This is a genomic window from Thauera sp. SWB20 (genome assembly GCF_000831325.1).
GTDB classification, from domain to species: domain Bacteria; phylum Pseudomonadota; class Gammaproteobacteria; order Burkholderiales; family Rhodocyclaceae; genus Thauera; species Thauera aminoaromatica.
Window position 1 is genome coordinate 708345 of the sequence record NZ_JTDM01000021.1, and the last position, 22267, is coordinate 730611.

Consider the following 22267-nt stretch of genomic DNA (forward strand, 5'->3'; position numbering starts at 1 on the left):
ACCCGCGCCGGCCGCCGCGATGAACGCGCCCCCGCTGCAATACCGCCTGCTCAAGCGCCTCTACCAGGGGCGCTGCAGCACGGTGAGCCGCGTGCTGCTGCCGGGACGCGACGCGCCGGTGATCGTCAAGCAGCTCGATCGCGGACGCTGCGCGCCCGGGGCGCCCGCACGCCTGCAGCACGAGTTCGAGCTGCTCGGCACGCTCGAGCTGGAAGGCATTCCGCAGGCGCTCGAGCAGCTCGAGTTCGAGCGCGGCCCGGCGCTGGTGTTCGCCGACCGCGAGGCGCATTCGCTGCGCCAGGCGATGCGGCCCGGCAGCCGCGAATGGCACGACTGGCTGGCGCTGATGATCCGGGTGTGCGAGCTGCTCGGCAGGCTGCACGAGGCCCGCGTCATCCACAAGCAGATCAATCCGGACCACATCCTGGTGACCCCGTCCGGCGCGCCCCTGCTGGTCGATTTCGGCATGGCGACGCGCTTCCTGCGCGAGCAGGCGGACTGGAACACGCCGCAGCTGGCGGGACATCGCCTGCCCTACCTCGCCCCCGAGCAGAGCGGGCGGATCAACCGCGAGATCGACTACCGCACCGACTACTACAGCTTCGGCGCCACCCTGTACGAGCTGCTCACCGGCCAGCCGCCCTTCGCGGGTCGCGAAGGGCTCGAACTGGTGCATTGCCACATCGCCCGCGAGCCGCGCCCGCCGCACCACATCAACCGCCTGCTCCCCGAGGCGGTCTCCGCCGTGGTCCTGAAGCTGCTCGCCAAGGACGCCTCCGAGCGCTACCAGTCGGCGCACGGCATCGTGCACGACCTGCGCGAGTGCCTGCAGCGGCGGGAACAGCCGGCGGCGCACGACTTCGTGCTCGCCAGCCGCGACGTCTCCGCGCGCTTCCAGGTGCCCAGGCGGCTCTACGGCCGCACGGCCCAGCTCGCCGAACTCGAGGGTCGGGTCGAGGCGTGCGCCGCCGGGGGGCGCGCGATCGTGCTGATCAGCGGCTACACCGGGGTCGGCAAGTCCAGCCTGGTGCACGAGTTGCGCCGTGCCGTCCTCGAGCGCCACGGCCACTTCGCCAGCGGCAAGTTCGACCAGTACCGCCGCAACCCACCCCACTCCGCGCTGCTGCAGGCGCTGCGCGAGCTCGTCCGTCAGCATCTCACCGAGCCGGGCGAACGCCTCGCGGCCCTCGGCAGCCGTCTGCGCGAGCAGCTCGGCGGCTACCTCGGCACGCTGGTGCGCCTGCTGCCCGAACTCGGCCTCGTCGTGCCCGACGCCGGCACGTCGCCGGCCGGCCAGCACCGCTTCGACGAGCAGGGCCGCCTGCATCTGTTCTCGCGCCTGATCGACGCGCTCACCGAGCCCGGACAGGCGCTCACGCTTTTCCTCGACGACCTGCAATGGGCCGACCCGGCCTCGCTCGGACTCATCGAGTCGCTCGCGACCCACGCCGGGCTGCCGCGCCTGCTGCTCGTCGGCAGCTACCGGCACAACGAGATCGGGCCGGGCCATGCGCTCGCCGGGTTCGTCGAGCACCTGCGCAGGAGCGCGCTGCCGCCGGTGGAACTGCGCCTGCAGCCGCTCGACCTCGCGCAGGTCCGCCAGCTGCTCGCCGACACCTTGCGCTGCAGCCCGATCGAATGCGCGCGCCTGGCCGAAGCCTGCCACGAGAAGACGCAGGGCAATCCGTTCTTCCTCAACCAGCTCCTCGACGCGGTGCACGAGGAAGGCCTGATCCGCTTCCACGGCCAACGCTGGGAATGGGACGAAGCGGCGATCCGCGCGCGCGCGCTCAGCACCGACGTGGTCGAGCTCATGGTCGAGCGCCTGCGCCGCCTGCCCGAACGCACGCGCGCGGTGCTGCCGCTGGCGGCCTGCATCGGCGGCACCTTCGACCTCAAGACCCTGTCCATCGTCGCCGAGGGGCGCGCGCGCCAGCTCGCGCACGACCTCGTGCCGGCGCTCGGCGAGGGCCTCGTGGTGCCGCTCGACGACGGCGACCGCCCCGAGCGCGACCGTCTCGGGCGCGCGCGCTATCGCTTCGCGCACGACCGCGTGCAGCAGACGGCCTACTCGCTGCTCGCGGACGACGCGCGCGAGCAGCTCCATCTGCGCGTCGGCCGCCTGCTGCGCCAGAACCTCGACACGGGCGCGCTCGACCGCCGGGTCTTCGAGATCGCCGGCCACCTCAACCTCGCGCGCAGCGCCATCGACGACCCCGACGAACGCATCGCGCTCGCCACCCTCAACCTGTGCGCCGGGCTGCGCGCGCGCGAATCCGCCGCCTTCGAGTCGGCCCTCGACTATCTCGACAGCGGCCTCCACGCGCTGCCCGCGGACGCCTGGCGCACGCAGCACCGGCTGTGCCTCGACCTGCACCTCGCCGCCGCGGATGCGGCCAACAGCCGCGGCGACGGCGAGCGCATGCAGGCCCTGCTCGATGCCGCCCAGGAGCACGCGCACGCTCCGCTCGACCGCGTACGCTGCGAGCAGATCCGCATCCAGGCGCACGTCGCGCACAACCGCTTCGGCGCCGGGCTGGAGATCGCGCGCGACACCCTCGCGCGTCTGGGCGTACATCTTCCCGCGGCGCCCGGCCGCCTGCGCATCGCGGCAGAACTGCTGCGCACCCGCCTGCTGATCCGCCACACCGCGCCGGAGGAACTGCTGCACATGCCCGCAGCGACCGAGCCACGCGTGCTCGCCGCGCAGGCGCTGCTCGGAGGCATGTTCGGCATCGTCAAGTTCTCCAGCTCCGCCCTGCGCCCGCTGGTGATGGCGCGCCAGGTCGAGCTCGCGCTGCGCCACGGCCACACCGACGCCAGCGCCCAGGCCCTCGCCGGCTTCGGCGGCGTGCTCTGCGGCGTGCTCGGCGCGATCGACGAGGGCTACCGCGCCGGCACGCTGGCACTCGCACTGGAGGCGGCGCGCCCTTCGCGCCAGGGGCGCCAGCGCACCTTGTCGCTGTTCAACTGCTACGTGCGCCACTACCGCGAACCGCTGCAGTGCGCCCTCGACGGCCTGCGCGAGGCACACGCCGAGGCGCTCGCCTGCGGCGATCTCGAGTACGCCGCGTACAGCCTCGCCGCCGCGATCCAGTACGCGGTGCCGCTCGCCGACGATCTCGAGGCCCTCGCCCGGCGCATGCGGGGGCAGTTGGTGCAGCTCGAACAGACCGGGCAGCAGCAGTCCCTGCAATACAGCTACATGGCGCTTCAGGCGGTCACCCGGCTGTGCGAGCCGTCGGCCTCGCCCACCGCGCTCGACGGCGAGCATTACCGCGAGGCGGCGATGCTCGAGGCGCATCGGCGCGGGAACCACCTCACCGCGGTCTGCCTGCACCACTTCTACAAGGCCTTGCTCGCGCTGGTGCATGCGGACTATCCCGCCGCACTCGCCGAATGCACCCTGGGCGAAGCCCACCTGCCCTATGTCGGCGGCACCTATACCGCGACCTGGTTCCGCAGCCTGCATGCGCTCGCGCTGCTGCGCACCCTGCCGCCACCGGGCAAGGCGCGCCGGCGCGCGCTGCACACGCTGCGACGCCTGGTGCGCCACGTGCGCATGCAGGCGAGGCATGCGCCCGCCAACCACGCCCACCGCGTGGCGCTGATCGAGGCCGAACGCCTGCGCGTGCGCGTCCGCCCCGGTGCAGCGGCGGCCTACGATCGCGCCATCGCGCTCGCGGAGCAGGGCGGCTTCTGGCTCGACGCCGCGCTCGCCTGCGAGTTCGCCGCGCGCTTCCACCTCGATGCCGGCGAACGCGCGGTGGCGCGCAGCTGCTTCGACGACGCCTGCCGACGCTACCAGCGCCTCGGCGCCCACTCCCCCGTCGTCCATCTGCACGAGCAGCTCGAGGAATACGGCCTGTGGCCCCGACCGCCGGGGCTCGCGGGCGCGGGCGAAATGCAGGGCGGCCTCGACGAGACCAACCATTCCTTCGACCTCTCCTCGGTCATCGAGGCCTCGCAAGCGATTTCGGACGAGATCGTGCTCGAGCGCCTGATCGAGCGCCTGCTGCAGCTCGCGCTGACGAGCGCGGGCGCCCAGCGCGGCGCGCTCGCCTTGAGCCGCGACCGGCATCTGCGCGTCGAGGCGATCGCCGGGCTGGAAGAGGGCTCGACGCTGATGTGCAGCCTCGCCCTCGAAGCCGCGACGAGCCGCGTGCCGGTCAGCGTGCTCAACTACGTCGCCCGCACCGGCGAGGCGCTGGTGCTGGGCGACGCCCCGCGCCAGCAGATGTTCGCGCACGACCCCTACATCCGCAGCCAGGCGCCGCGCTCCTTGCTGTGCATGCCCATCCTCTACCACGGCGAGCTCACCGCCCTGCTCTACCTCGAGCACCGCCTCGGCCGCGACATCTTCGACCAGCAACGCCTGAAGACGCTGCGCATCCTCGCCGCGCAGGCGGCAATCTCGATCGAGAACGCCAAGCTCTACCTCGGCCTGCAGCAATCCGAGCAGGCCTACCGCTCGCTGTACGAGAACGCGATCGAGGGCATCTTCCGGGTCGATCCCGACGGGCGCTTCCTGTCCGCCAACCCCGCGCTGGTCCGCCTCCTCGGCCACGACAGCGCGGCAGAGTTCCTCACCGGCATCACCGACGTCAGCACGCAGTGCTTCGCCCGCGCCGAGGACCAGCGCCGCTTCCTCGGCCGCCTCAACATGGAGGAGAAGGTGGTCGGCTTCGAGACGCGCTGGCGCCGGCGCGACGGCAGCGAGGTCGAGGTCTCCATCTCGGCCCGCCGCGTGCTCGACGACGGCGGGCGGCTGCGCTGCTACGAGGGCTCGCTCACCGACATCGGCGAACGCAAGGCCAAGGAGCGCGCCGAACTCGCACGCGAGCGCGCCGAGGCCGCCAGCCGCGCCAAGAGCGACTTCCTCGCCGCGATGAGCCACGAGATCCGCACGCCGATGAACGGCATCCTCGGCATGGCGCAGCTGCTCGCGCGCTCCGGGCTGGCGCCGGGCCAGGCCGAATGGGTGGACGCGATCCGGGCCTCGGGCAGCACGCTGCTCGGGATCCTGGACGACGTGCTCGACTTCAGCAAGATCGAGGCCGGGCAGCTCACGCTCGAGTCCGCGCCCTTCTCGCCGGCCGAGGCGCTCGCCGCCCTGCGTCCGATGCTGGCGACGATGAGCGCACAGAAAGGGCTAGTGCTGCGCCTGGAGATCGATCCGGCGCTCCCCGGAGGGGTGCTCGGCGACCGTCGCGCACTGCACCAGATCGTGCTCAACCTGGCCGGCAACGCGGTGAAGTTCACCGCGCGCGGCTTCGTCGCGGTGCGCGCGCGGTGCCTGCCGGCGCGCGCGGGGCGCTGCCGCCTGGGCCTGGAGGTCGAGGACAGCGGCATCGGCATCGCCGAGGAGGCGCAGCGCCGCATCTTCACCGAATTCACCCAGGCCGACGGTTCGATCACCCGCCGCTTCGGCGGCACCGGCCTGGGGCTGGCGATCTGTCGGCGCCTCGTCGACCTGCAGGGTGGAAGCCTGGGCGTGCGCAGCCGCCCGGGAGAGGGCAGCACCTTCTCCTGCGAACTGGAATACCCCCTCGCAACCCCGGCGCCACGGGCATCGCCGCGTCCGCACGCTGCCATCGGCGAGGCGCGCCTGCACGTGCTGGTGGTCGAGGACGTGGAACTGAACCGCTGCATCGCCGGCACGCTGCTCGAGGACGAGGGCCACACCGTGCGCTTCGCGGCCGACGGCTACGGCGCGCTCGAGCTGCACGAGCGCGAGGATTTCGACACGATCCTGCTCGACATCCACCTTCCCGACCTCGACGGCATGGAGGTCGCACGCCGCATCCGCCGCCACCCCGACGCGCGCAAGGCGCGCGCGCGCATCGTCGCGCTCACCGCTTCGATCACCACCGACGAGGTGGCGCGTTACCGCGCGGCCGGCGTGGACGCGGTCGTCGGCAAGCCCTTCGACTTCGACGAGCTGATCCGCAGCCTGCGCGAGCCCCCCATACCGCCCGCCGCGGCACCGGGGAGCGCCCTGATGGACACGCGCCTGCTCGCCACCCATTTCGCCCGCCTCGGCGACGAGCGCGTGCGGCCGATGATGGACATGCTCGCCACCCAGGGCCGCGCCGGGCTCGCCGAGTTCGCCGCGAGCGCCGACCCCGCGACCCAACGCGAGCGCCTGCACCGGCTCGTCGGCATGGCCGCGAACCTGGGCCTCGCCGCCTTCGCCACGCGTTGCCGGGAGCTCGAGGCGACGCCCCTCCCGGCCGACCTGCGCGCACAGGCCGGCGCGCTGCGGACGCTGTTCGAGGACAGCATCGCGGCGCTGCACGCGTTCGACCCCCGGGACGCGCAAGCTGCGCTCGAAGCCGCGGCGCGCTGAGGCCGCCCGCCTCGCGCCGCGCACGCTACAACTGCGCACAATTCCGCACAAATCGTGAAAAGCTGGTTTACAGCGCCGGGCTAGTCTTCCCATCGACGCAGGCAGGGCCGCGGCAGCCGACCCGCGAGCCCGTCACCACGCCTTCCAACTCCTGCCAGGATCCGATCCATGAACAAGACGCCCTCCCTCGTCATCGGCGGCCGCAAGGTCGCCGGCGACCGCGGCACCCTGCCGGTCATCGACCCCGCGCTCGGCGAGGCCTTCGCCGAGTGCCCGAACGCCTCCCCCGCGCAGCTCGACGAGGCGGTGGCGGCGGCCGCGCGCGCGTTCGAGCAGTGGCAGCACAGCTCCTGCGCGGAACGCCGCGCCCTGCTCGAAGCGATCGCCGCGCGCATCGAACAGAACGCGCCCGAGCTCGCCGAGATCATCGTCCGCGAGCAGGGCAAGCCGCTCGCGCTCGCGCACATTGAGGTCGGCGGCGCGGTCGCATGGACGCGCGCCACCGCCGCGCTCGAGCTGCCGGTCGAGGTGATCGAGGACCGCCCGGGCAAGCGCATCGAGCTGCACCGCAGGCCGCTCGGCGTGGTGGGATCGATCACGCCGTGGAACTGGCCGCTGATGATCGCGGTGTGGCACATCATGCCCGCGCTGCGCGCCGGCAACGCGGTGGTGATCAAGCCCTCGGAGCTGACCCCGCTCAACACCCTGCGCCTGGTCGAGCTGATCGACGAGGTGGCGCCGCCCGGGCTGGTGAATGCGGTGGCCGGCGGCGCAGCGCTCGGGCGCGGGATCTCGGGCCACCCCGGCATCCACAAGATCGTGTTCACCGGCTCGACGCGCACCGGCCAGGACATCATGCGCAACGCCGCCGACACGCTGAAGCGGCTCACCCTGGAACTGGGCGGCAATGACGCCGGCATCGTGCTGCCGGGCACCGACATCGGCGCGATCGCCGAGGGGGTGTTCGGCAGCGCCTTCCTCAACATGGGACAGACCTGCGCCGCGCTCAAGCGCCTCTATGTGCACGAGTCCCAGTACGAGGACATGTGCCGGCACCTGGTCGCCATCGCCGCGCGGCAGAAGCTCGGCAGCGGCCTGGACGAGGGCACGAGCTTCGGGCCGATCCAGAACCGCGACCAGTTCGAGCGCGTATGCGAGCTCGTCGAGGATGCACGCGCCGCCGGCGCCCGCATCCTGTGCGGCGGCGAGCCGCTGCCCGGCAAGGGCTACTTCTACCCGCCGACCATCGTCGCCGACATCGCCGACGGCACCCGGCTGGTCGACGAGGAGCAGTTCGGCCCGGTGCTGCCGGTGATCCGCTACCGCGACGTGGACGAGGCGCTGCGGCTCGCCAACGCCAGCACCAACGGTCTCGGCGGCTCGGTGTGGTCGGGCGACCTGGAGGCCGCGCGCGCGCTGGCGAACCGCCTCGAGTGCGGCACGGTGTGGATCAACGGCCATGCCGAGGTATTGCCGCACTGCCCCTTTGGCGGCTGCAAGATGTCGGGCTTCGGCGTCGAGTTCGGCCTCGAGGGGCTGCTCGAATACACCCGCCCGCAGCTCTTCAACATCAACCTCCCCGCCGCCTGAATGTCCGCACCGCTCGGCTTCCTGCGCCGCCCGTCCGCGCCGGCAAGCGCGAGCGTTGCTGCGAGCACGGCGTCGCCTCCGTCCCTGGCTGCGCTGCCGGCGACCGGGGTGGCGATCGCGGTGGCGATGGTGCGACCGCGCGCACTGGAGCGCCTGGGTGCGGACACGCCCGCACGCGCGGCATTCTGGTCCGCCACCCTGTACGACGAGGCGCTCGCGGCCTGGCTGGCACCGCTGCGCCCGACGCGGCTGCGCGTCGGCAGCGAATTCTGCGAGCGCCTGCTGCCCGAGCCCGCGCAGCTCGCGCGCACGCTCGCCGAGGCGTCCGTGGCCGGGCTGGAGGTCTGCCTGCTCACGCCGGTGGCCTCGCCCGAGGTCCTGCGCGCCCTCGATGCGCTCTTCGCCCTGCTGCCGCCGGGCGCGGAGGTGGTGGTCAACGACTGGGGGGTGGCGCTGCGCCTGCGCGAGCGCCATCCGCTGCTGCAGGCCGTCGCCGGCCGCATCCTGTGCCGCATGCTCAAGGACCCGCGCCTCGGCAACCCGCAGTACGCACCGCCCGCCGCGCACGGCTTCGCCTCGCCCTGGACCCGGCGCCTGCTCGCCCGCCTGGGGATCGCACGCGTCGAGATCGACCTGCCGCTCTTCGCGTCCGCCGACAGCTTCGCGGGCGTGCCGCTGCCGCTCGGGGTGCACCTGCCCTTCGCCTTCGTCGCCAAGGGACGCATGTGCCGCACCGCAGGTCTCGCGCGCGAGGGCCCGGAGCGGTTCGCGGCGCGGCCCTTCTGCCGCCACGAATGCCTCGGACTCGCCGCCCGCACCGAGCGCACACGCGACGGTACACACGACGCCTGGGAGACCCTGCACGTGGGCAACACCGTGTTCTGCCGCCACTCCGCCGCCAACCTCGCCACGCTCGCCAGCGCGGTCGCGGCGGGCCGGGTGGCGCGCCTGATCGTGCCCGGCGAGACCTTGTGAGGAAACGCGCATGAAGATCGTCGCCCCCATCCGGCAACTCGACGAGATCGCCGCGCTGGCGCGCGCCGGGGCGGACGAACTCTATTGCGGGGTGACGCCGCGCGAGTGGGCCGAGCGCTTCGGTGGCGCCAGCGCCAACCGCCGTCCCGGAGGCAACCTCCCCTCGCTGGCCGCGCTCGCCGAGGCGGTGGCGCTCGCCCACCGCAATGGCGTACAGCTCTCCCTGGTGCTCAACGCACAGCAGTATTCGGTCGAACAGATCGAGTTCGCGTGTGCGATCGCGCACGCCTACGCCGACATGGGAGGCGATGCGGTGATCGCGAGCGACCCCGGTCTGATCCTCGCGCTGGCCGAGGCCGTGCCGGGGCTGCGCATCCACGTCAGCTCGGTGGCCACCTGCCGCAACGCCGACGGCGCCCGCCTCTACCGCGAGCTCGGCGCGCGCCGGCTGATCCTGCCGCGCGACGTCACGCTCGACGAGGCCGCGGAGATCGCCGCCGCGGTGCCCGACCTGGAGATCGAGGCCTTCATTCTCAACGATGGCTGCGTATACGAGGAAGGCAGCTGCAACACCCTGCACCTGCCGGGCGCGCTCGGCGGGCCGATCTGCCTCGACCGCTACGCCTACGCCCACCGCCACCGCGACGGCCGGCCGCTCTCGGCCACGCTCGCGGCCCGCCTGCGCGAGAACGACGAGGCCTACCGGCGCTGGCTGTGGTACCGCTTCTCGTGCGGCTTCACCACCACCGCCGGCGGCATGCCTTTCGGCCCCTGCGGCCTGTGCGCGATCCCGACGCTCGGGCGCGGCGGCATCCATGCGCTCAAGATCGCCGGCCGCGAGGGCCCGCCCGAGCGCAAGCTCGCCAGCGTGCGCATGGTCCGCCAGATCCTCGACGCCCACGAGAACGGCGAAGCCCCCGCGGCGGTGGCGGCGCGCGCGCGCGATCTGCGGCCTGCGCACGAACACTGCGCGACCGGCTTCATGTGCTACTACCCGGAGGTGGTCGCGCGCGCGTCCGATGCGGTGGCGCCGCCGCGCGACGGCCGCCGCGACACTGTCGCGCGCCCCGTGGCCGACGGCCAGGGGTGACGCGAGCGCGGCGCGCGTTCTTCAGTAGATCGGTTCCACCAGCAGGCGATCGTCCACGTAGTTCTGCAGCAGGTTGTTGATCGCGAACAGCGTCCCGGTGGAGGACGACGGGCAGCCGCCGCAGGCGCCCTTGTAGCGCACCGTCAGGGTAAATTCCTTCAGCTTCACCACGTCGACACCGCCGCCGTCCTGGTCGAGGAAGGGGCGAATGTGCTCGTCGAGGATCTGGTTGATGCGCATCAGCAGCTCGGCATCGTCGGCCTCCACCTCGACCGGCTCCTCGGCCGCGGCCTCGCCTGCGCCGGCCACGGCGCCCGCAGCCCCGCCCGGTCCCGCCGGGTTGGCGATGCCGATGACGCGGCGCGCCTTGTGCCCCTCGATCAGCTCGGTGACCGCGGGCTCGATCGCCGACCAGGGCGTGCCCGGATCGCGCGTGATGGTAACGAAGCCACCCGTGCAATAGAGATCGACGACGCCGGGTACCGCCAGCAGGCTCTCGCCCAGGGCGTCGCCGACGACCGCAACACCGGCACGGAAATGGCGCGGCGCGCCGGTATAGAGCGGCGCATCGAGCATGAACTTGTTGGCCAGCGGGTTGGGCGTGGACATGACGGCGGTGACGTTGGGCATGGCGGACTCCTCCGGCTTGGGTGGGGGCGCTGCGGGGCGCAGAGCGGAATTCGGCACTACGGAGCGAATTCTACTTGTCGTTAACGTCAACGTCAATTAAGATGAACTTGCATGCCACTCGAACCGCTTGCAGGAACCTGATCCCGCCATGAAGGAATATCTGCTGCTACTGCTCGGCACGGCCCTGGTGAACAACGTGATCCTGGTCCGCTTCCTCGGCCTGTGCCCCTTCCTCGGGGTGTCGGGCAAGCTCGAGACCGCGCTCGGCATGGGCTTGGCCACCACCTTCGTGCTCACCCTCACCTCGGGCGCGGCGTGGGTGGTCGAGCACGCCCTGCTGCAGCCGCTCGACATGCTGCACCTGCGCATCCTGACCTACATCCTGGTGATCGCCGCGGTGGTGCAGTTCACCGAGATGGCGATCCAGAAGGCCAGCCCGGTGCTGCACCACACCCTGGGCATCTACCTGCCGCTGATCACCACCAACTGCGCGGTGCTCGGCACGGCGCTGCTCAACACCCAGCAAGGCAACGGCCTCGTCCAAAGCATGCTGTATGGCGCCGGCTCGGCGCTCGGCTTCACGCTGGTGATCCTCCTCTTCGCCGGCCTGCGCGAGCGCATCGCGCTCGCGAACGTGCCGGCCGCCTTCGCCGGCGCCCCCATCGCGCTGATCACCGCCGGCCTGCTGTCCCTGGCCTTCATGGGCTTCGCCGGGCTGCCGGTGCGCTGAGCCCTCCCCCTCCGAACGAGCAAGGAGCACGAAGATGACGATGATTCTCTCGGTAGTGGCGGTCGCCGCCCTGGGCCTCGGCCTGGGCTGGCTGCTCGGTCTCGCCTCGCAGTGGCTGGGGGCGACCACCGACCCGGTGGTGGAGCGCATCGCCGAGGCCCTCCCCGGTTCGCAGTGCGGCCAGTGCGGCTTTGCCGGCTGCGCGCAGGCCGCCGCCGCGGTGGCCGCGGGCGACGCGCCGGTCACGCTGTGCCCTCCGGGAGGGCGTGCGGTCGCCGAGAAGCTGGCGCAGATCCTCGGCGCCACCTTCGATCCGGGCAACCTGCCCGACCGCGGCCCGCTGCTGGCGCGCGTGCGCACCGACGCCTGCATCGGCTGCTCGCGCTGCATCAAGTCCTGCCCGACCGACGCCATCCTGGGCGCGACCAAGCAGCTCCACGTGGTGCTCGAAGAGGCCTGCATCGGCTGCGGCGCCTGCGCCGAGGTCTGCCCCACCGGCGGCATCGACCTCGAGGGAATCCCGGTCACCCTACGCAACTGGCGCTGGCACAAGCCGGGCGTCAGGCACGCCTGAGCGCCCCTCGCAAACACACCGGGCCCGTACTCACCATGAAGATCTTCCGCTTCCGCGGCGGCATCCATCCCGAAGGGAACAAGGATCCCACCGCCTGCCATCCGATCGCCCGCCTGCCACTGCCCGAGCGCCTGCACATCCCGCTGCAGCAGCACATTGGCGAACCGGCGGCGCCCGAGGTCAAGGTCGGCGACCACGTCCTCAAGGGGCAGCGCCTCGCCCGCCACCAGGGCTCGGTGTCGGCGCCGGTGCACGCGCCCACCTCGGGCAAGGTGATCGCGATCGGCGACCACATGGCGCCGCACCCCTCCGGCCTGCCGGTGCAGACGATCACGCTCGAAGCCGACGGCGAGGAGCGCTGGATCGAGACCGAGCCGGCGGCCGATCCCTTCGCGCTCACCCGTGCCGAGGTGGCCGCGCGCGTACGCGACGCCGGCATCGTCGGCCTGGGCGGCGCGGCCTTTCCGGCCGCGGTCAAGCTGGACGCCGGCAACCGCCACCCGATCGACACCCTGCTCATCAACGGCGGCGAATGCGAGCCCTACCTGACCTGCGACGACCGCCTGATGCGCGAAGGCGCCGGCTACGTGGTCGAGGGTGTGCGCCTGATCGCCAACGGCCTGGGCGCGAAGCGCACCGTGATCGCGATCGAGGACAACAAGCCGGAGGCACTCGAGGCGATGCGCGCGGCCGCCGCAGCCCACCCCGGCATCAGCGTGCTGCGCGTGCCCTCGCGCTACCCGATGGGCTCGGAGAAGCAGCTCGTCACCACCGTGACGGGGCGCGAGATCCCCGCCGGCAGGCTGGCGGCCGAGATCGGCGTCAGCGTGCATAACGTCGGCACCGCGCTCGCGGTGTGCCGCGCGGTGCGCTTCGGCAAGCCGCTGGTGTCGCGCGTGGTCACGGTGGGCGGCGGCGCGATCCGCAACCCGCGCAACGTGGTGGTGCCGATCGGCACGCCGGTGGCCGATCTGATCGAGTTCTGCGGAGGCTTCACCGCGCCCCCCACCCGCGTGCTGATGGGCGGACCGATGATGGGCCAGGTCCTGCCCGGGCTGGAGGCGCCGGTGGTCAAGGGCACCAGCGGCATCATCGCGCTCACCGCGGCCGAGGCGCACGCGGCGAGCGAGCGCGCCTGCCTGCACTGCGGGCGCTGCGTGGATGTCTGCCCGGTCGGCCTGGTGCCGCTCGAGCTCGCCGCGCGCGTACGCGTCGGGCGTATCGACGACGCCGCCGAGCTCGGCATGGGCGACTGCCTGTCCTGCGGCTGCTGTGCCTACGTGTGCCCGGCCCACCTGCCGCTGGCCCACCTGTTCAACTACGCCAAGGGCGAGATCGCCGCGCGCCGCGAGGCCCAGCGCAAGGCCGAGGAGACGCGCAAGCTGGCCGAGGCGCGCCGGCTGCGGCTGGCCGCCGAAGCCGCCGCCAAGGCCGCGCGCCGGCCCACCCGCCAGGCCGAGACGGCGGAGACCGAATCATGACGAGCTGGACCCCGAACCGCTCCCCGGTAGCGGCGCCCCACGTGCATGGGCGCAGCACCATCCCGCAGGTCATGCGCACGGTCCTGCTCGCGCTGCTGCCGGCGACCGCGACCGGCGTGTGGCTGTTCGGCTGGCCGGCGCTCGCCACCGTGGTGCTCGCGATCACCGGGTGCGTGGCGGCCGAGGCCGCCGCCCTGGCGATCGGCAAGCGGCCGCTGCACCACACGCTCGCCGACGGTTCGGCCGTGGTGACCGGCCTGATCCTCGCGCTCTGCCTGCCGCCGTGGGCGCCGTGGTGGCTGCCGCTGCTGGGCGGCGCATTCGCGATCGTGGTCGGCAAGCAGGTCTTCGGCGGCCTCGGCCAGAACGTGCTCAACCCGGCGATGCTGGCGCGCGTCGCGCTGCTGGTGTCCTTCCCGCTCGAGATGACCGCCTGGGTGGCGCCTCAGCCGCTGTTCTCGCCGGCGGCGCCCGGCTTGCTGGACGGCCTCGCGATTACCCTCGGCGGTGGCGCGGTGCCGGACGCCGTGAGCGCGGCCACCGCGCTCGCCCCGCTCAAGCACGGCGGCGACTTCGCCGCTGGCGAGGCGCTGCTCGCGCTCGCGCTCGGCACGGTGCCGGGCAGCCTGGGCGAGACCTCAGCGCTCGCGCTGCTCGCCGGCGGCGCCCTGCTGGTGGCGCGCCGCATCGTGCCCTGGCAGATCCCCGCCGCGCTGCTCGGCACGCTCGCCCTGCTCGCGGCCTTGTTCAACCAGATCGACCCCGCGCACTACCCGGGGCCGCTGCTCCACCTGCTCGGCGGCAGCGCGATCCTGTGCGCCTTCTTCATCGCCACCGATCCGGTGGGCGCTCCGGTCACCCCGCTCGGGCGGGCGATCTTCGGCGCGGGCATCGGCGCGCTGATCTACGTGATCCGCACCTGGGGCGGCTATCCCGAAGGGGTGGCGTTCGCGGTCCTGCTGATGAATGCGGCGACGCCGCTGATCGATCGCCTGGTGCGTCCGCGCCGCTACGGCCGCCTGCGCACCGGCAACCCGCTCCCCCTGGCCCCGAAGGAGGATGGCCGATGAGTTCGATCGTTGCCGGCGGCCTGCGCCAGCGCCCGGGGCTGCTGCTCGGGGCCTTCGCCCTCGGCTGCAGCGCGATGCTGGGCATGGGCGACCTCGCCACCCACGAGGAGATCCGCCTGCGCCAGGCCGAAGACCTGCGCAACGCCCTCGACCAGACCCTCTCCAGCGTGCCCCACGACAACAATCCGGCCGCGGACACGGTGGCGATCGAGGGCGAAGGCCGCGCCGTCACCGTCTATCGCGCGCGCATGGCGGGCGAGGTGCGCGGCGTGGCCTTCAACTGGGTGAGTGAAGCCGGCTACGGCGGACCGATCACGCTCACCGTCGGCATCCGCCGCGACGGGCGCATCGCCAGCGTGCGCGTGCTCTCGCACAGCGAGACGCCGGGCCTGGGCGACAAGATCGACGTGCGCAAGTCGGACTGGATCCGCGGCTTCGACGGCCGCGGCCTCGACACCGGGACACGCTGGGGGGTGCGCAAGGACGGTGGCGAGTTCGACCAGTTCGCCGGCGCCACCATCACCCCGCGCGCGGTGGTCGGCGCGGTCCACGCCAGCCTGAAGTTCTTCGCCGCGCAACGCGAGCGCCTGCTCGCCGCGCCGGCCGGCGCCGCAGCCGCGGCGGCACAACCGGGGAGTCCGTCATGAGCGAAGTGCGCAGGGTCGTCCGCGACGGCCTGTGGGACAGCAACGTGGTGTTCGCGCAGATGCTGGGCATGTGCCCGACCCTCGCCACCACCGGCAGCGCGACCAACGGGCTCGGCATGGGCCTGGCCACCACCGTGGTGCTGGTCAGCTCGGGCGTGCTCGTGTCGCTGTTCCGCAACGTCATCGCGCGCGAGGTGCGGATCGCGATCTACGTGCTGCTGATGTCCACCGTGGTGACCCTGGTCGACATGGCGATGAACGCCTGGCTGCACGAGTTGCACAAGGTGCTCGGCCTGTTCATCCCGCTGATCGTGGTCAACTGCGCGATCATGGGGCGCGCCGAGGCCTTCGCCTCCAAACGCGCGCCGGGCATGGCGGCGCTCGACGGCCTCATGATGGGGATCGGCTTCACCCTCGCGCTGATGGTGCTGGGCGGGGTGCGCGAGGCGATCGGCCAAGGCACCCTGTTCGCCGACGCCTCGATGCTGCTCGGCGAGCACTTCGCCTTTCTCGAGCTGCGCCTCGAGGGCTACCGCGGCGTGCTGCTGATGATCCTGCCGCCGGGCGGCTTCCTCGCCCTCGGCTTCCTGGTGGCCGCACGTCAGCGCATGCTCGCCCGCGCACGCGCACGCAGCCTCGGCGCCGGCACGGGCACCGGGATCACCGCGGGCGCCTGATCGAAGCGCGATCGCACACTGCAACGCAGGAGGTAAGGATGAAGATCAGCGTCAGTTACGCGCACCCCGACAAGCCGGCGTGGATGCGCCTGGAGGTGGACGAGGGCTGCACGCTGCGTGCGGCCATCGAGCGCTCAGGGATCCTCGGACGCTACGAGGACATCGACCTGGAGCGCAACAAGGTGGGGATCTTCGGCAAGATCAAGGCGCTCGACACCGTGCTCGCCGAGGGCGACCGGGTGGAGATCTACCAGCCCATCGTGATCGACCCCAAGACCGCGCCGCGCCGCAAGCGCACGGGCGGCGACGGGGCCGCCGAGGCCGAGGGGCCCGGAGGGGGCTGATCGCGCCGCCCGAATGCGGCCGCGCGCGCTCAGGCGCTCGGGCTCGTCGCCACCTTCGGCTGCGGGGCACGCACGGCGATCGAGCGCAACGCCTCCTTCTCGGCCGCGCCGATCTCGTCGAGGATGGCGCGGATGTCTTCCATCTGGCGTTCGAGCATCGCCCTGCGCGCACCGAGCAGTTCCATGAAGTGCGACATCTGTGCCTGCTCGCCGGGCGCGTTGTCGTAGAGGTCGAAGAGTTCGCGCGTCTCCTGCAGCGAGAAACCCAGCCGCTTGCCGCGCAGGATCAGGCTCAGGCGCACGCGGTCGCGGCGGCTGTAGATGCGCCGGCTGCCGCGACGGGCCGGGCTGATCAGGCCCTGGTCCTCGTAATAGCGGATCGCGCGCGTGGTGATGTCGAACTCCTTGGCGAGATCGGATATCGTATACGTCGTTGCATTCGCCGATTCGCGCACCCGGCCAGCCCTTCCGGCGATCTCTTGATTCATTTCATTCTCCGTTCTGCGATGTCCGCCCATGCCCCATTCTCACGCCGCTCGCACGACGGGGCTCGCACCGGGCTCGCATGCAATCGATTCGACCTGGATGATTGCACAGAAGTTCCGCTAACGTAAACGTCAACGAACATCCGCGCAAGGACCTGCGCAGCCGTGTGATCCGGGCGCCACCGGGAAGTCGTTGTCCGCGGCGACCCGGGCCTTCAAGGCAGGGCGATCTCGACCGCCGCGGCGGACGGATGGCCCGCCTGCGCGGCGAAGCCCGCGACGCCCTGCAGGAAGATCCGCGCCACCACCCGGGCCATGTCCTCGTAGGACAGCGGACCATCCGGGCGCAGCCAGGTGAAGGTCCAGTTCATCATCCCGAACAGCGCCATCGTGACCGCCTTGTCGAGCGCCACGACGCGCAGGCCGGGCTCGACCGCCTCGATCGCGAGCGCGAAGGCGTGCACCACCCGGCGTTCCTGTTCGTGGATGCGCGCGCGCTGCTCGGGGCTGAGGAACTTGACGTCCTGGATCAGCACGACGTGCTGCCGCCGCCCGCCCTCATATGCCTGCATGAAGCGCAGGATCAGGCGCTCGAGACGCTCGCGCGGCGACTCTGCCGCGGCCTCGACATCCGCCACGATCGCCAGCAGATCCTCGACGTGGCCCGCGGCGATGTCGTAGAGGATGTGTTCCTTGTCGCGGTAGTAGTGATAGAGCAGCGCCTTGGAAACCCCGCACGCGCGCGCGATCTCCGCCATCGAGGCGTTATGGAAGCCTTCGGCCGCGAAGAGGCCCGCGGCGGCGTCGAGGATCGTCGCGCGCTGCAACTGGAAGGTCGGCGCCTTGCCTCTGGCCATCGGGGTCTCGCTCCTGTGCTGCGGCCGCTCCGTGGTGCGCAGGCGCACGCACGCCGACCGGGTTGTCCGGGGCACACCGAGGGGGCACGCCGCACGCCCTCGGCGCCTGTCGTCGCCGATCGAGAGGATCGTCCGCATCGCCTCGCCCCTGCATCCTTGCGGGTCGCGGGCTGGTGCTTGCGCTCGATCGCCGTTAACAGGATTGTGCCCGGCAACAGATCCGACCAACCAGTCGATCAATAACAATGTTGCGCTACATCAAGACACGAGTGGTTTTCTTGCACCCCGGCTTGCGTGCCGCGCCCTTCCCATGCACTCACGCGCGCCCTGCACCGCAGCCGGGACCGGGGCCCGTCCTCGATCCGCAGGCCGCGCATCGACGCGAGGGGCGACGCGCCCCGCGCACCGGCATGCTACTGTCGGCCGCACGAGTCCCATCCCATCGGAGCCCAGCCATGCCCTGCTACGAAATCGACGGCGTCCGCCCGGTCGTCCATCCCACCGCCTACGTGCATCCCGACGCCGTGCTGATCGGCGACGTGTTCGTCGGCGCCGGCTGCTACGTCGCCCCGCTCGCCTCGCTGCGCGGCGACTTCGGCCGCATCGTGCTCGAGGAGGGCAGCAATGTGCAGGACGCTTGCGTGCTGCACAGCTTTCCCGGCATAGACACCGTGGTCGAGGTCAACGGCCATGTCGGCCATGCCGCGGTGCTGCACGCCTGTCGGATCGGGCGCAACGCGCTGGTCGGCATGAACGCGGTGGTGATGGACCATGCGGAGGTGGGCGAAGGCAGCATCATCGCCGCCGCCGCCTTCGTGAAGGCGGAAATGAAGATCCCGCCCGGCGTGCTGGTGGCGGGTGTGCCGGCCAAGGTGCTGCGCGAGCTCACCGAGCAGGAGCGCAAGTGGAAGGTGATCGGCACCGACTGCTACCAGAACCTCGCCCGCCGCAGCCTCGCCAGCCTGAAGCCCTGCGAACCGCTGCGCGAGGGCGACCGCGAGCGCGCACGCTTCGAGATGCCCGACGTCATGCCGCTGAGCGACGCGCGCCGGCGTGCCGGCTGAACGCTCGACGCGGCTGCGCCGGACCGCTCACGCGAAGGGATAGGGCCACTCGTCCTGTCCGTCGGAGAACAGCCCCGCGACCAGCGTGCGCAGCCAGCGGTTGCGCGGGTCGTGGTGGAAGCCCCGGTGCCAGTGCTGGTACAGCTCGATATGCGGGATCGCCAGCGGCGGCTCGGCCATGCGCACCTTCTCGCCCACGCGCGTGAAGTAATGACCGATCGCATGCGGCAGCGTCACCACCAGGTCCGAGCGCCCGATGATGCCGGGCAGGCTCATGAAGTGCGGGGTGCGCAGCACGATGCGGCGCTGGATGCGCAGACGCTCGAGGTATTTCTCGAAGATCTCCTGGCTGCGCCCCTTGGCACGGACCGCGGCGTGCTCGAGCGAGAGGAAGCGCTCGAGCGACAGCTGACGGTCCTGCACCGGATGATCGGCACGCAACAGGCACACGAAGCGGTGGTCGAGCAGCTTCTCGCGGTAGAAGCCGGCGGCGTCGAGGTCGGGGTAATAGCCGATCGCCAGATCGACCTCTCCATCCTCCATCGCGCGCATCAGCTCTCCCGGCGCGAGCGTCACCGAATCGAGCATGGCCAGCGGCGCGAGGCGGCGCACGCTGTCGAGGATGCGCGGCAGGAAGACCATCTCGCCCACGTCCGAGAGGGCGACGGTGAGGTTGCCCTCGTATTTCGCCGGGTCGAAGCGGTCGGCGACGAAGAAATCGGTTTCCAGCCGCGCCAGCATCGCCCGCGCGCTGCTCGCCAGCGCATGCGCGCGCGCGGTGGGCGTGACACCCGACGCCGTCTTGATGAACAGCGGCTCGCCGAGCGCGCGGCGCAGGCGGCCGAGCGCACTGCTCACGGTCGGCTGGCTCAGGCCGAGGTGCTCCGCGGCACGACTCACGCTGCCGGCCTCATAGACCGCGAGCAGGACACGCAGCAGGTTCAGGTCGAAGTCGCGCAGACTCATGCTGGCCCGAGTGTTATCGATAGGGTCAATAAAGGTAATCCGTTCATTGGTATTGTGCAGCATCGCCCGGGGGAATTTAATGGTCCGGACAAACAGATGACGTCCCCGCCCGCGAGGGGAGTCCTGCCGAGGAGACACACCGATCATGTCCACCCATCCCATTTCGGGCCACGCGCCCGCGCTGCGAACCACCGTCTGCGGAGCGACATCATGAACGCCGCCGAATGGCTGCTCGCCGGCGATCCCGCGCGGATCGCGCTGATCGAGGGCGATGTCCGCATCGACTACGCCGGCCTGCGTGCCGATTCCATCCGCAGCGCCGCGGCCCTGCTCGACGCCGGGCTGCGCCCCGGCGACGCCTGCGTGCTCGCGCTGCCCGACGGCATCGAATGGGCCACCGCCTTCATCGGCATGCTGTGGGCGGGGGTGCGGCCGATCGCGATCAACCCGCGCACCGCCACCACGCAACTCGCCGACCTGATGCTGGACTCGGGCGCCGCCGCGGCGCTGCTCGAGGACGAAGCCGCGCGTGCGCTCGGCGACAAGCACGCGATCGACCTCGGCGAATGGCGCCGCCGGGTGGAGCGCGCCACCGCGACGCCCGCAGCCGCGCAGGCAGCCGACGACGATCCGGCGTTCCTGCTGTACTCCTCCGGCACCACCGGCCGCCCCAAGGGCATCCTCCATGCCCACCGCGCGATCCGTTATGCCCACGTGTTCGCCCGCGACCTTCTCGGTGCGCGCCCGGAGCACCGCTTCTATTCCAGCTCCAAGCTGTTCTTCGCCTACCCGCTCGCCAACGCCTTCTTCGCCGGCCTGCGCCTGGGCGCCACCGTCGTGCTCGACCCCGAATGGCCCGACCCGGCGCGCGTCGCGGCGATGGTCGAGCGCCACGAGCCGCACATCTTCTTCAGCGTGCCCACCCTCTACCGCCGCCTGATCGATGCCGGCGTGCGTTTCCGCGGCGTGCACGCCGCGGTCTCCGCCGGTGAGGCCTGTCCGCCCGCGCTTGCGCGCGACTGGCAGGCGATGACCGGAGTGCCGCTGGTCAATGGCTACGGCACCACCGAGACGCTGTCGCTGGTGCTCTACCGCACGCCGGAGATGGACGCCGCGTGCCCCACTCCACTCACCGAGATCCACCCGGAGCAGCTCACCAGCGGCGAGCTCGAGACCTGGCGGCTGTGGTTCTCCCACCCCGCAGTCGCGCTCGGTTATACGCGCGTGGTCACCCACGACAGCGCGCGCTTCGCCGACGGCCGCTTCGCCCCCGGCGACGTGTTCCGCCGTGCCCCCGACGGGGAAGGCTGGCTGTTCGCCGGCCGCAGCGACCAGCTCGTCAAGGTGTTCGGCCGCTGGGTGGACGTGGTCGCGGTCGAGCAGGCCGTGCAGGAACGCATGCGCGGCAAGGCCGAGGAGGTGTGCGTGATCCCGGCGCAGGGCGAGGACGCGGACATGATACGCCTGCACCTCTTCGCCATTCCCGGAGACCTGCCGCCACCGCAGGTGCTGGCCGCCGCGCAGGCCGCGATCGAGAGCCTGCCGCCCTACCAGCGCCCCGAGAAGATCCACCTCGTGGACCACTTCCCGCGCACCGACACCGGCAAGCTGCGCCGCAACGAGCTCGCGCGCAGCACCGGCTGAAGCGCGTCCTTGCCGAGCGCGGCCCCGGACCTGTCAGGCACCGGGGCCGCTCGCCGCCCGGTCGAGCGCCCGCTCGACGCTGTCGATCTTGTCCTGCATCGTCTGCTCGCGGTCGGTGCGCGTGCCCAGGCGGATCGAGGTGGTGATGCGCGGCGCGCCCATCGCATGGACGACCTCGTGGCAGCGCTTGACCGCGGCCATCACCTCGTCCCACTCGCCCTCGATATTGGTACCGTAGGCATGGAGCTGCGACACGAGGCCCGCCTCGCGGATCACCCGCTCGCAAGCCGCCACATAGGATGAAACCGACAGCCCCACGCCGAGCGGAACCACGCACAGATCGAGAATGACTTTCACGGACGCCTCCACCAGCGCTCTTCGAAACGCCCGATTCTAGCGCCGCAACCGGCCCCTGCGCGCCGCCGCCGGAGCACCAGCAGCCATCACCTTCGCAATCTCCGCGCACGCAAGTTCCCGCCATTCGCCCACGCCCAATCCATCCAGCGTCCAGGGCCCGATCGCCACCCGGATCAGCCGCAGCGTGGGATGGCCAGCCTTCGCCGTCATGCGACGCACCTGCCGGTTCTTGCCCTCGCGCAGCACGATCTCGATCCAGCTCGTCGGCACCGACTTGCGAAAGCGCACGGGGGGATCGCGCGGCCACAGCCAGTCGGGCGCCGGCATGCGGCGCGCGGCGCACGGCAAGCTGCGGAAGTCCCCCAGATCCACCCCCGCACGCAGGATCGCCAGCGCGGCCTCGTCGATCTCCCCCTCCACCTGCACCAGATAGGTCTTGGCCAGCTTGTGGCGCGGATCGGCAATGCGGTGCTGCAGGGCACCGTCGCCGGTGAGCAGCACCAGGCCCTCGCTGTCGGCATCGAGGCGGCCCGCGGCATAGACACCGGGCACCTCCACGTAGTCCTTCAGCGTGCGGCGACCGGCTTCGTCGGTGAACTGGCACAGCACGCCGAACGGCTTGTTGAGCAGCAAGAGGCGTGTCTCAGCTCGTCCTTCGGCAGGAGTGTCGGATTTTTTTACACCCGATGCAGGCTCGCGCTTGGGCACTCGTTTCGGCAAATCCATGAAATTCCTGT

General features: G+C 71.6%; 19 protein-coding genes. 13 read left to right on the plus strand and 6 right to left on the minus strand.

The genetic code is table 11. The features are described 5' to 3' along the window. The first annotated feature begins 19 nt into the window (after positions 1-19). The 4 genes from PO78_RS20530 to PO78_RS20545 all read left to right on the plus strand — a co-directional run bounded on the left by PO78_RS20530 (position 20) and on the right by PO78_RS20545 (position 10004). Positions 20-6349 (plus strand): AAA family ATPase, encoded by a 6330-nt coding sequence (locus PO78_RS20530; protein WP_043746526.1) that lies wholly within the window; start codon positions 20-22, stop codon positions 6347-6349. A 168-nt stretch (positions 6350-6517) separates the two neighbouring features. Then, the gene (locus tag PO78_RS20535) at positions 6518-7939 is read left to right on the plus strand and encodes an aldehyde dehydrogenase family protein (RefSeq protein ID WP_043746529.1); all 1422 of its coding nucleotides are present in this window, start codon (positions 6518-6520) and stop codon (positions 7937-7939) included. Continuing rightward, positions 7940-8914: a hypothetical protein gene (locus PO78_RS20540; RefSeq protein WP_052484473.1), complete on the plus strand. Its 975-nt coding sequence runs from the start codon at positions 7940-7942 to the stop codon at positions 8912-8914. It begins immediately after the preceding gene. Positions 8915-8924: 10 nt separating this feature from the next. Beyond that, on the plus strand, positions 8925-10004 hold the full coding sequence (locus tag PO78_RS20545; protein WP_052484474.1) for a U32 family peptidase: 1080 nt from the start codon (positions 8925-8927) through the stop codon (positions 10002-10004). 21 nt (positions 10005-10025) lie between these two features. On the opposite strand, the gene PO78_RS20550 is transcribed toward PO78_RS20545, so the two are convergent. Further along, on the minus strand, positions 10026-10634 hold the full coding sequence (locus tag PO78_RS20550) for an iron-sulfur cluster biogenesis protein NfuA (RefSeq protein WP_043746532.1): 609 nt from the start codon (positions 10632-10634) through the stop codon (positions 10026-10028). 148 nt (positions 10635-10782) lie between these two features. On the opposite strand from PO78_RS20550, the gene rsxA reads away from it, so the two are divergent. Genes rsxA through PO78_RS20585 form a run of 7 tightly spaced genes read left to right on the plus strand, consistent with a single transcriptional unit; the run spans position 10783 to position 16157 of the window. After that, positions 10783-11364 carry an electron transport complex subunit RsxA gene (rsxA, locus tag PO78_RS20555; protein WP_043746535.1) on the plus strand — a complete coding sequence of 194 codons (582 nt, stop codon included), beginning with the start codon at positions 10783-10785 and terminating at the stop codon, positions 11362-11364. Between the two features lie 34 nt (positions 11365-11398). Next, positions 11399-11938: an RnfABCDGE type electron transport complex subunit B gene (locus PO78_RS20560; RefSeq protein WP_043746538.1), complete on the plus strand. Its 540-nt coding sequence runs from the start codon at positions 11399-11401 to the stop codon at positions 11936-11938. Between the two features lie 35 nt (positions 11939-11973). After that, positions 11974-13419: an electron transport complex subunit RsxC gene (gene rsxC / locus PO78_RS20565; protein WP_043746541.1), complete on the plus strand. Its 1446-nt coding sequence runs from the start codon at positions 11974-11976 to the stop codon at positions 13417-13419. Next, the gene (locus PO78_RS20570; protein ID WP_043746544.1) at positions 13416-14489 is read left to right on the plus strand and encodes an RnfABCDGE type electron transport complex subunit D; all 1074 of its coding nucleotides are present in this window, start codon (positions 13416-13418) and stop codon (positions 14487-14489) included. Before rsxC ends, PO78_RS20570 begins: the two co-directional genes overlap by 4 nt. Continuing rightward, positions 14486-15136, plus strand: coding sequence for an RnfABCDGE type electron transport complex subunit G (locus PO78_RS20575; RefSeq protein ID WP_043746547.1), 651 nt, complete (start codon positions 14486-14488; stop codon positions 15134-15136). Before PO78_RS20570 ends, PO78_RS20575 begins: the two co-directional genes overlap by 4 nt. After that, positions 15133-15813, plus strand: a complete 681-nt coding sequence (locus tag PO78_RS20580; protein WP_043746550.1) for an electron transport complex subunit E — start codon at positions 15133-15135, stop codon at positions 15811-15813. Before PO78_RS20575 ends, PO78_RS20580 begins: the two co-directional genes overlap by 4 nt. Positions 15814-15851: 38 nt before the next feature. Next, positions 15852-16157, plus strand: coding sequence for an RnfH family protein (locus tag PO78_RS20585; RefSeq protein ID WP_043746554.1), 306 nt, complete (start codon positions 15852-15854; stop codon positions 16155-16157). Positions 16158-16186: 29 nt separating this feature from the next. Here PO78_RS20585 and PO78_RS20590 read toward each other — a convergent pair whose 3' ends face one another. After that, positions 16187-16645 (minus strand): MerR family transcriptional regulator, encoded by a 459-nt coding sequence (locus PO78_RS20590; RefSeq protein WP_043746557.1) that lies wholly within the window; start codon positions 16643-16645, stop codon positions 16187-16189. A 212-nt stretch (positions 16646-16857) separates the two neighbouring features. Then, the gene (locus PO78_RS20595) at positions 16858-17499 is read right to left on the minus strand and encodes a TetR/AcrR family transcriptional regulator (RefSeq protein ID WP_012585776.1); all 642 of its coding nucleotides are present in this window, start codon (positions 17497-17499) and stop codon (positions 16858-16860) included. A 455-nt stretch (positions 17500-17954) separates the two neighbouring features. Between PO78_RS20595 and paaY the strand changes: the two genes are divergently transcribed. Further along, entirely contained in the window at positions 17955-18563 is a 609-nt protein-coding gene (gene paaY / locus PO78_RS20600) for a phenylacetic acid degradation protein PaaY (protein WP_004314927.1), read from the plus strand. Positions 18564-18590: 27 nt separating this feature from the next. Here paaY and PO78_RS20605 read toward each other — a convergent pair whose 3' ends face one another. Then, positions 18591-19529: a LysR family transcriptional regulator gene (locus PO78_RS20605; protein WP_043746560.1), complete on the minus strand. Its 939-nt coding sequence runs from the start codon at positions 19527-19529 to the stop codon at positions 18591-18593. Between the two features lie 210 nt (positions 19530-19739). Between PO78_RS20605 and PO78_RS20610 the strand changes: the two genes are divergently transcribed. Continuing rightward, positions 19740-21173 (plus strand): AMP-binding protein, encoded by a 1434-nt coding sequence (locus PO78_RS20610; RefSeq protein ID WP_043746563.1) that lies wholly within the window; start codon positions 19740-19742, stop codon positions 21171-21173. Between the two features lie 33 nt (positions 21174-21206). Here PO78_RS20610 and PO78_RS20615 read toward each other — a convergent pair whose 3' ends face one another. Next, positions 21207-21530, minus strand: coding sequence for an MTH1187 family thiamine-binding protein (locus PO78_RS20615; protein ID WP_004314933.1), 324 nt, complete (start codon positions 21528-21530; stop codon positions 21207-21209). 36 nt (positions 21531-21566) lie between these two features. Beyond that, the gene (locus tag PO78_RS20620) at positions 21567-22163 is read right to left on the minus strand and encodes a pseudouridine synthase (protein WP_043746567.1); all 597 of its coding nucleotides are present in this window, start codon (positions 22161-22163) and stop codon (positions 21567-21569) included. Positions 22164-22267 lie beyond the last annotated feature (104 nt).

Coding starts and splice junctions, on each gene's coding strand:
- PO78_RS20540 (WP_052484473.1), top strand. CDS start 7,940: ATGTCCGCACCGCTCGGCTTCCTGCGCCGCCCGTCCGCGCCGGCAAGC.
- PO78_RS20595 (WP_012585776.1), bottom strand. CDS start 17,499: ATGGCCAGAGGCAAGGCGCCGACCTTCCAGTTGCAGCGCGCGACGATC.
- PO78_RS20580 (WP_043746550.1), top strand. CDS start 15,133: ATGAGCGAAGTGCGCAGGGTCGTCCGCGACGGCCTGTGGGACAGCAAC.
- PO78_RS20610 (WP_043746563.1), top strand. CDS start 19,740: ATGAACGCCGCCGAATGGCTGCTCGCCGGCGATCCCGCGCGGATCGCG.
- PO78_RS20590 (WP_043746557.1), bottom strand. CDS start 16,645: ATGAATCAAGAGATCGCCGGAAGGGCTGGCCGGGTGCGCGAATCGGCG.
- PO78_RS20605 (WP_043746560.1), bottom strand. CDS start 19,529: ATGAGTCTGCGCGACTTCGACCTGAACCTGCTGCGTGTCCTGCTCGCG.
- PO78_RS20560 (WP_043746538.1), top strand. CDS start 11,399: ATGACGATGATTCTCTCGGTAGTGGCGGTCGCCGCCCTGGGCCTCGGC.
- PO78_RS20550 (WP_043746532.1), bottom strand. CDS start 10,634: ATGCCCAACGTCACCGCCGTCATGTCCACGCCCAACCCGCTGGCCAAC.
- PO78_RS20535 (WP_043746529.1), top strand. CDS start 6,518: ATGAACAAGACGCCCTCCCTCGTCATCGGCGGCCGCAAGGTCGCCGGC.
- paaY (WP_004314927.1), top strand. CDS start 17,955: ATGCCCTGCTACGAAATCGACGGCGTCCGCCCGGTCGTCCATCCCACC.
- PO78_RS20570 (WP_043746544.1), top strand. CDS start 13,416: ATGACGAGCTGGACCCCGAACCGCTCCCCGGTAGCGGCGCCCCACGTG.
- rsxA (WP_043746535.1), top strand. CDS start 10,783: ATGAAGGAATATCTGCTGCTACTGCTCGGCACGGCCCTGGTGAACAAC.
- PO78_RS20585 (WP_043746554.1), top strand. CDS start 15,852: ATGAAGATCAGCGTCAGTTACGCGCACCCCGACAAGCCGGCGTGGATG.
- PO78_RS20530 (WP_043746526.1), top strand. CDS start 20: ATGAACGCGCCCCCGCTGCAATACCGCCTGCTCAAGCGCCTCTACCAG.
- PO78_RS20575 (WP_043746547.1), top strand. CDS start 14,486: ATGAGTTCGATCGTTGCCGGCGGCCTGCGCCAGCGCCCGGGGCTGCTG.
- PO78_RS20545 (WP_052484474.1), top strand. CDS start 8,925: ATGAAGATCGTCGCCCCCATCCGGCAACTCGACGAGATCGCCGCGCTG.
- rsxC (WP_043746541.1), top strand. CDS start 11,974: ATGAAGATCTTCCGCTTCCGCGGCGGCATCCATCCCGAAGGGAACAAG.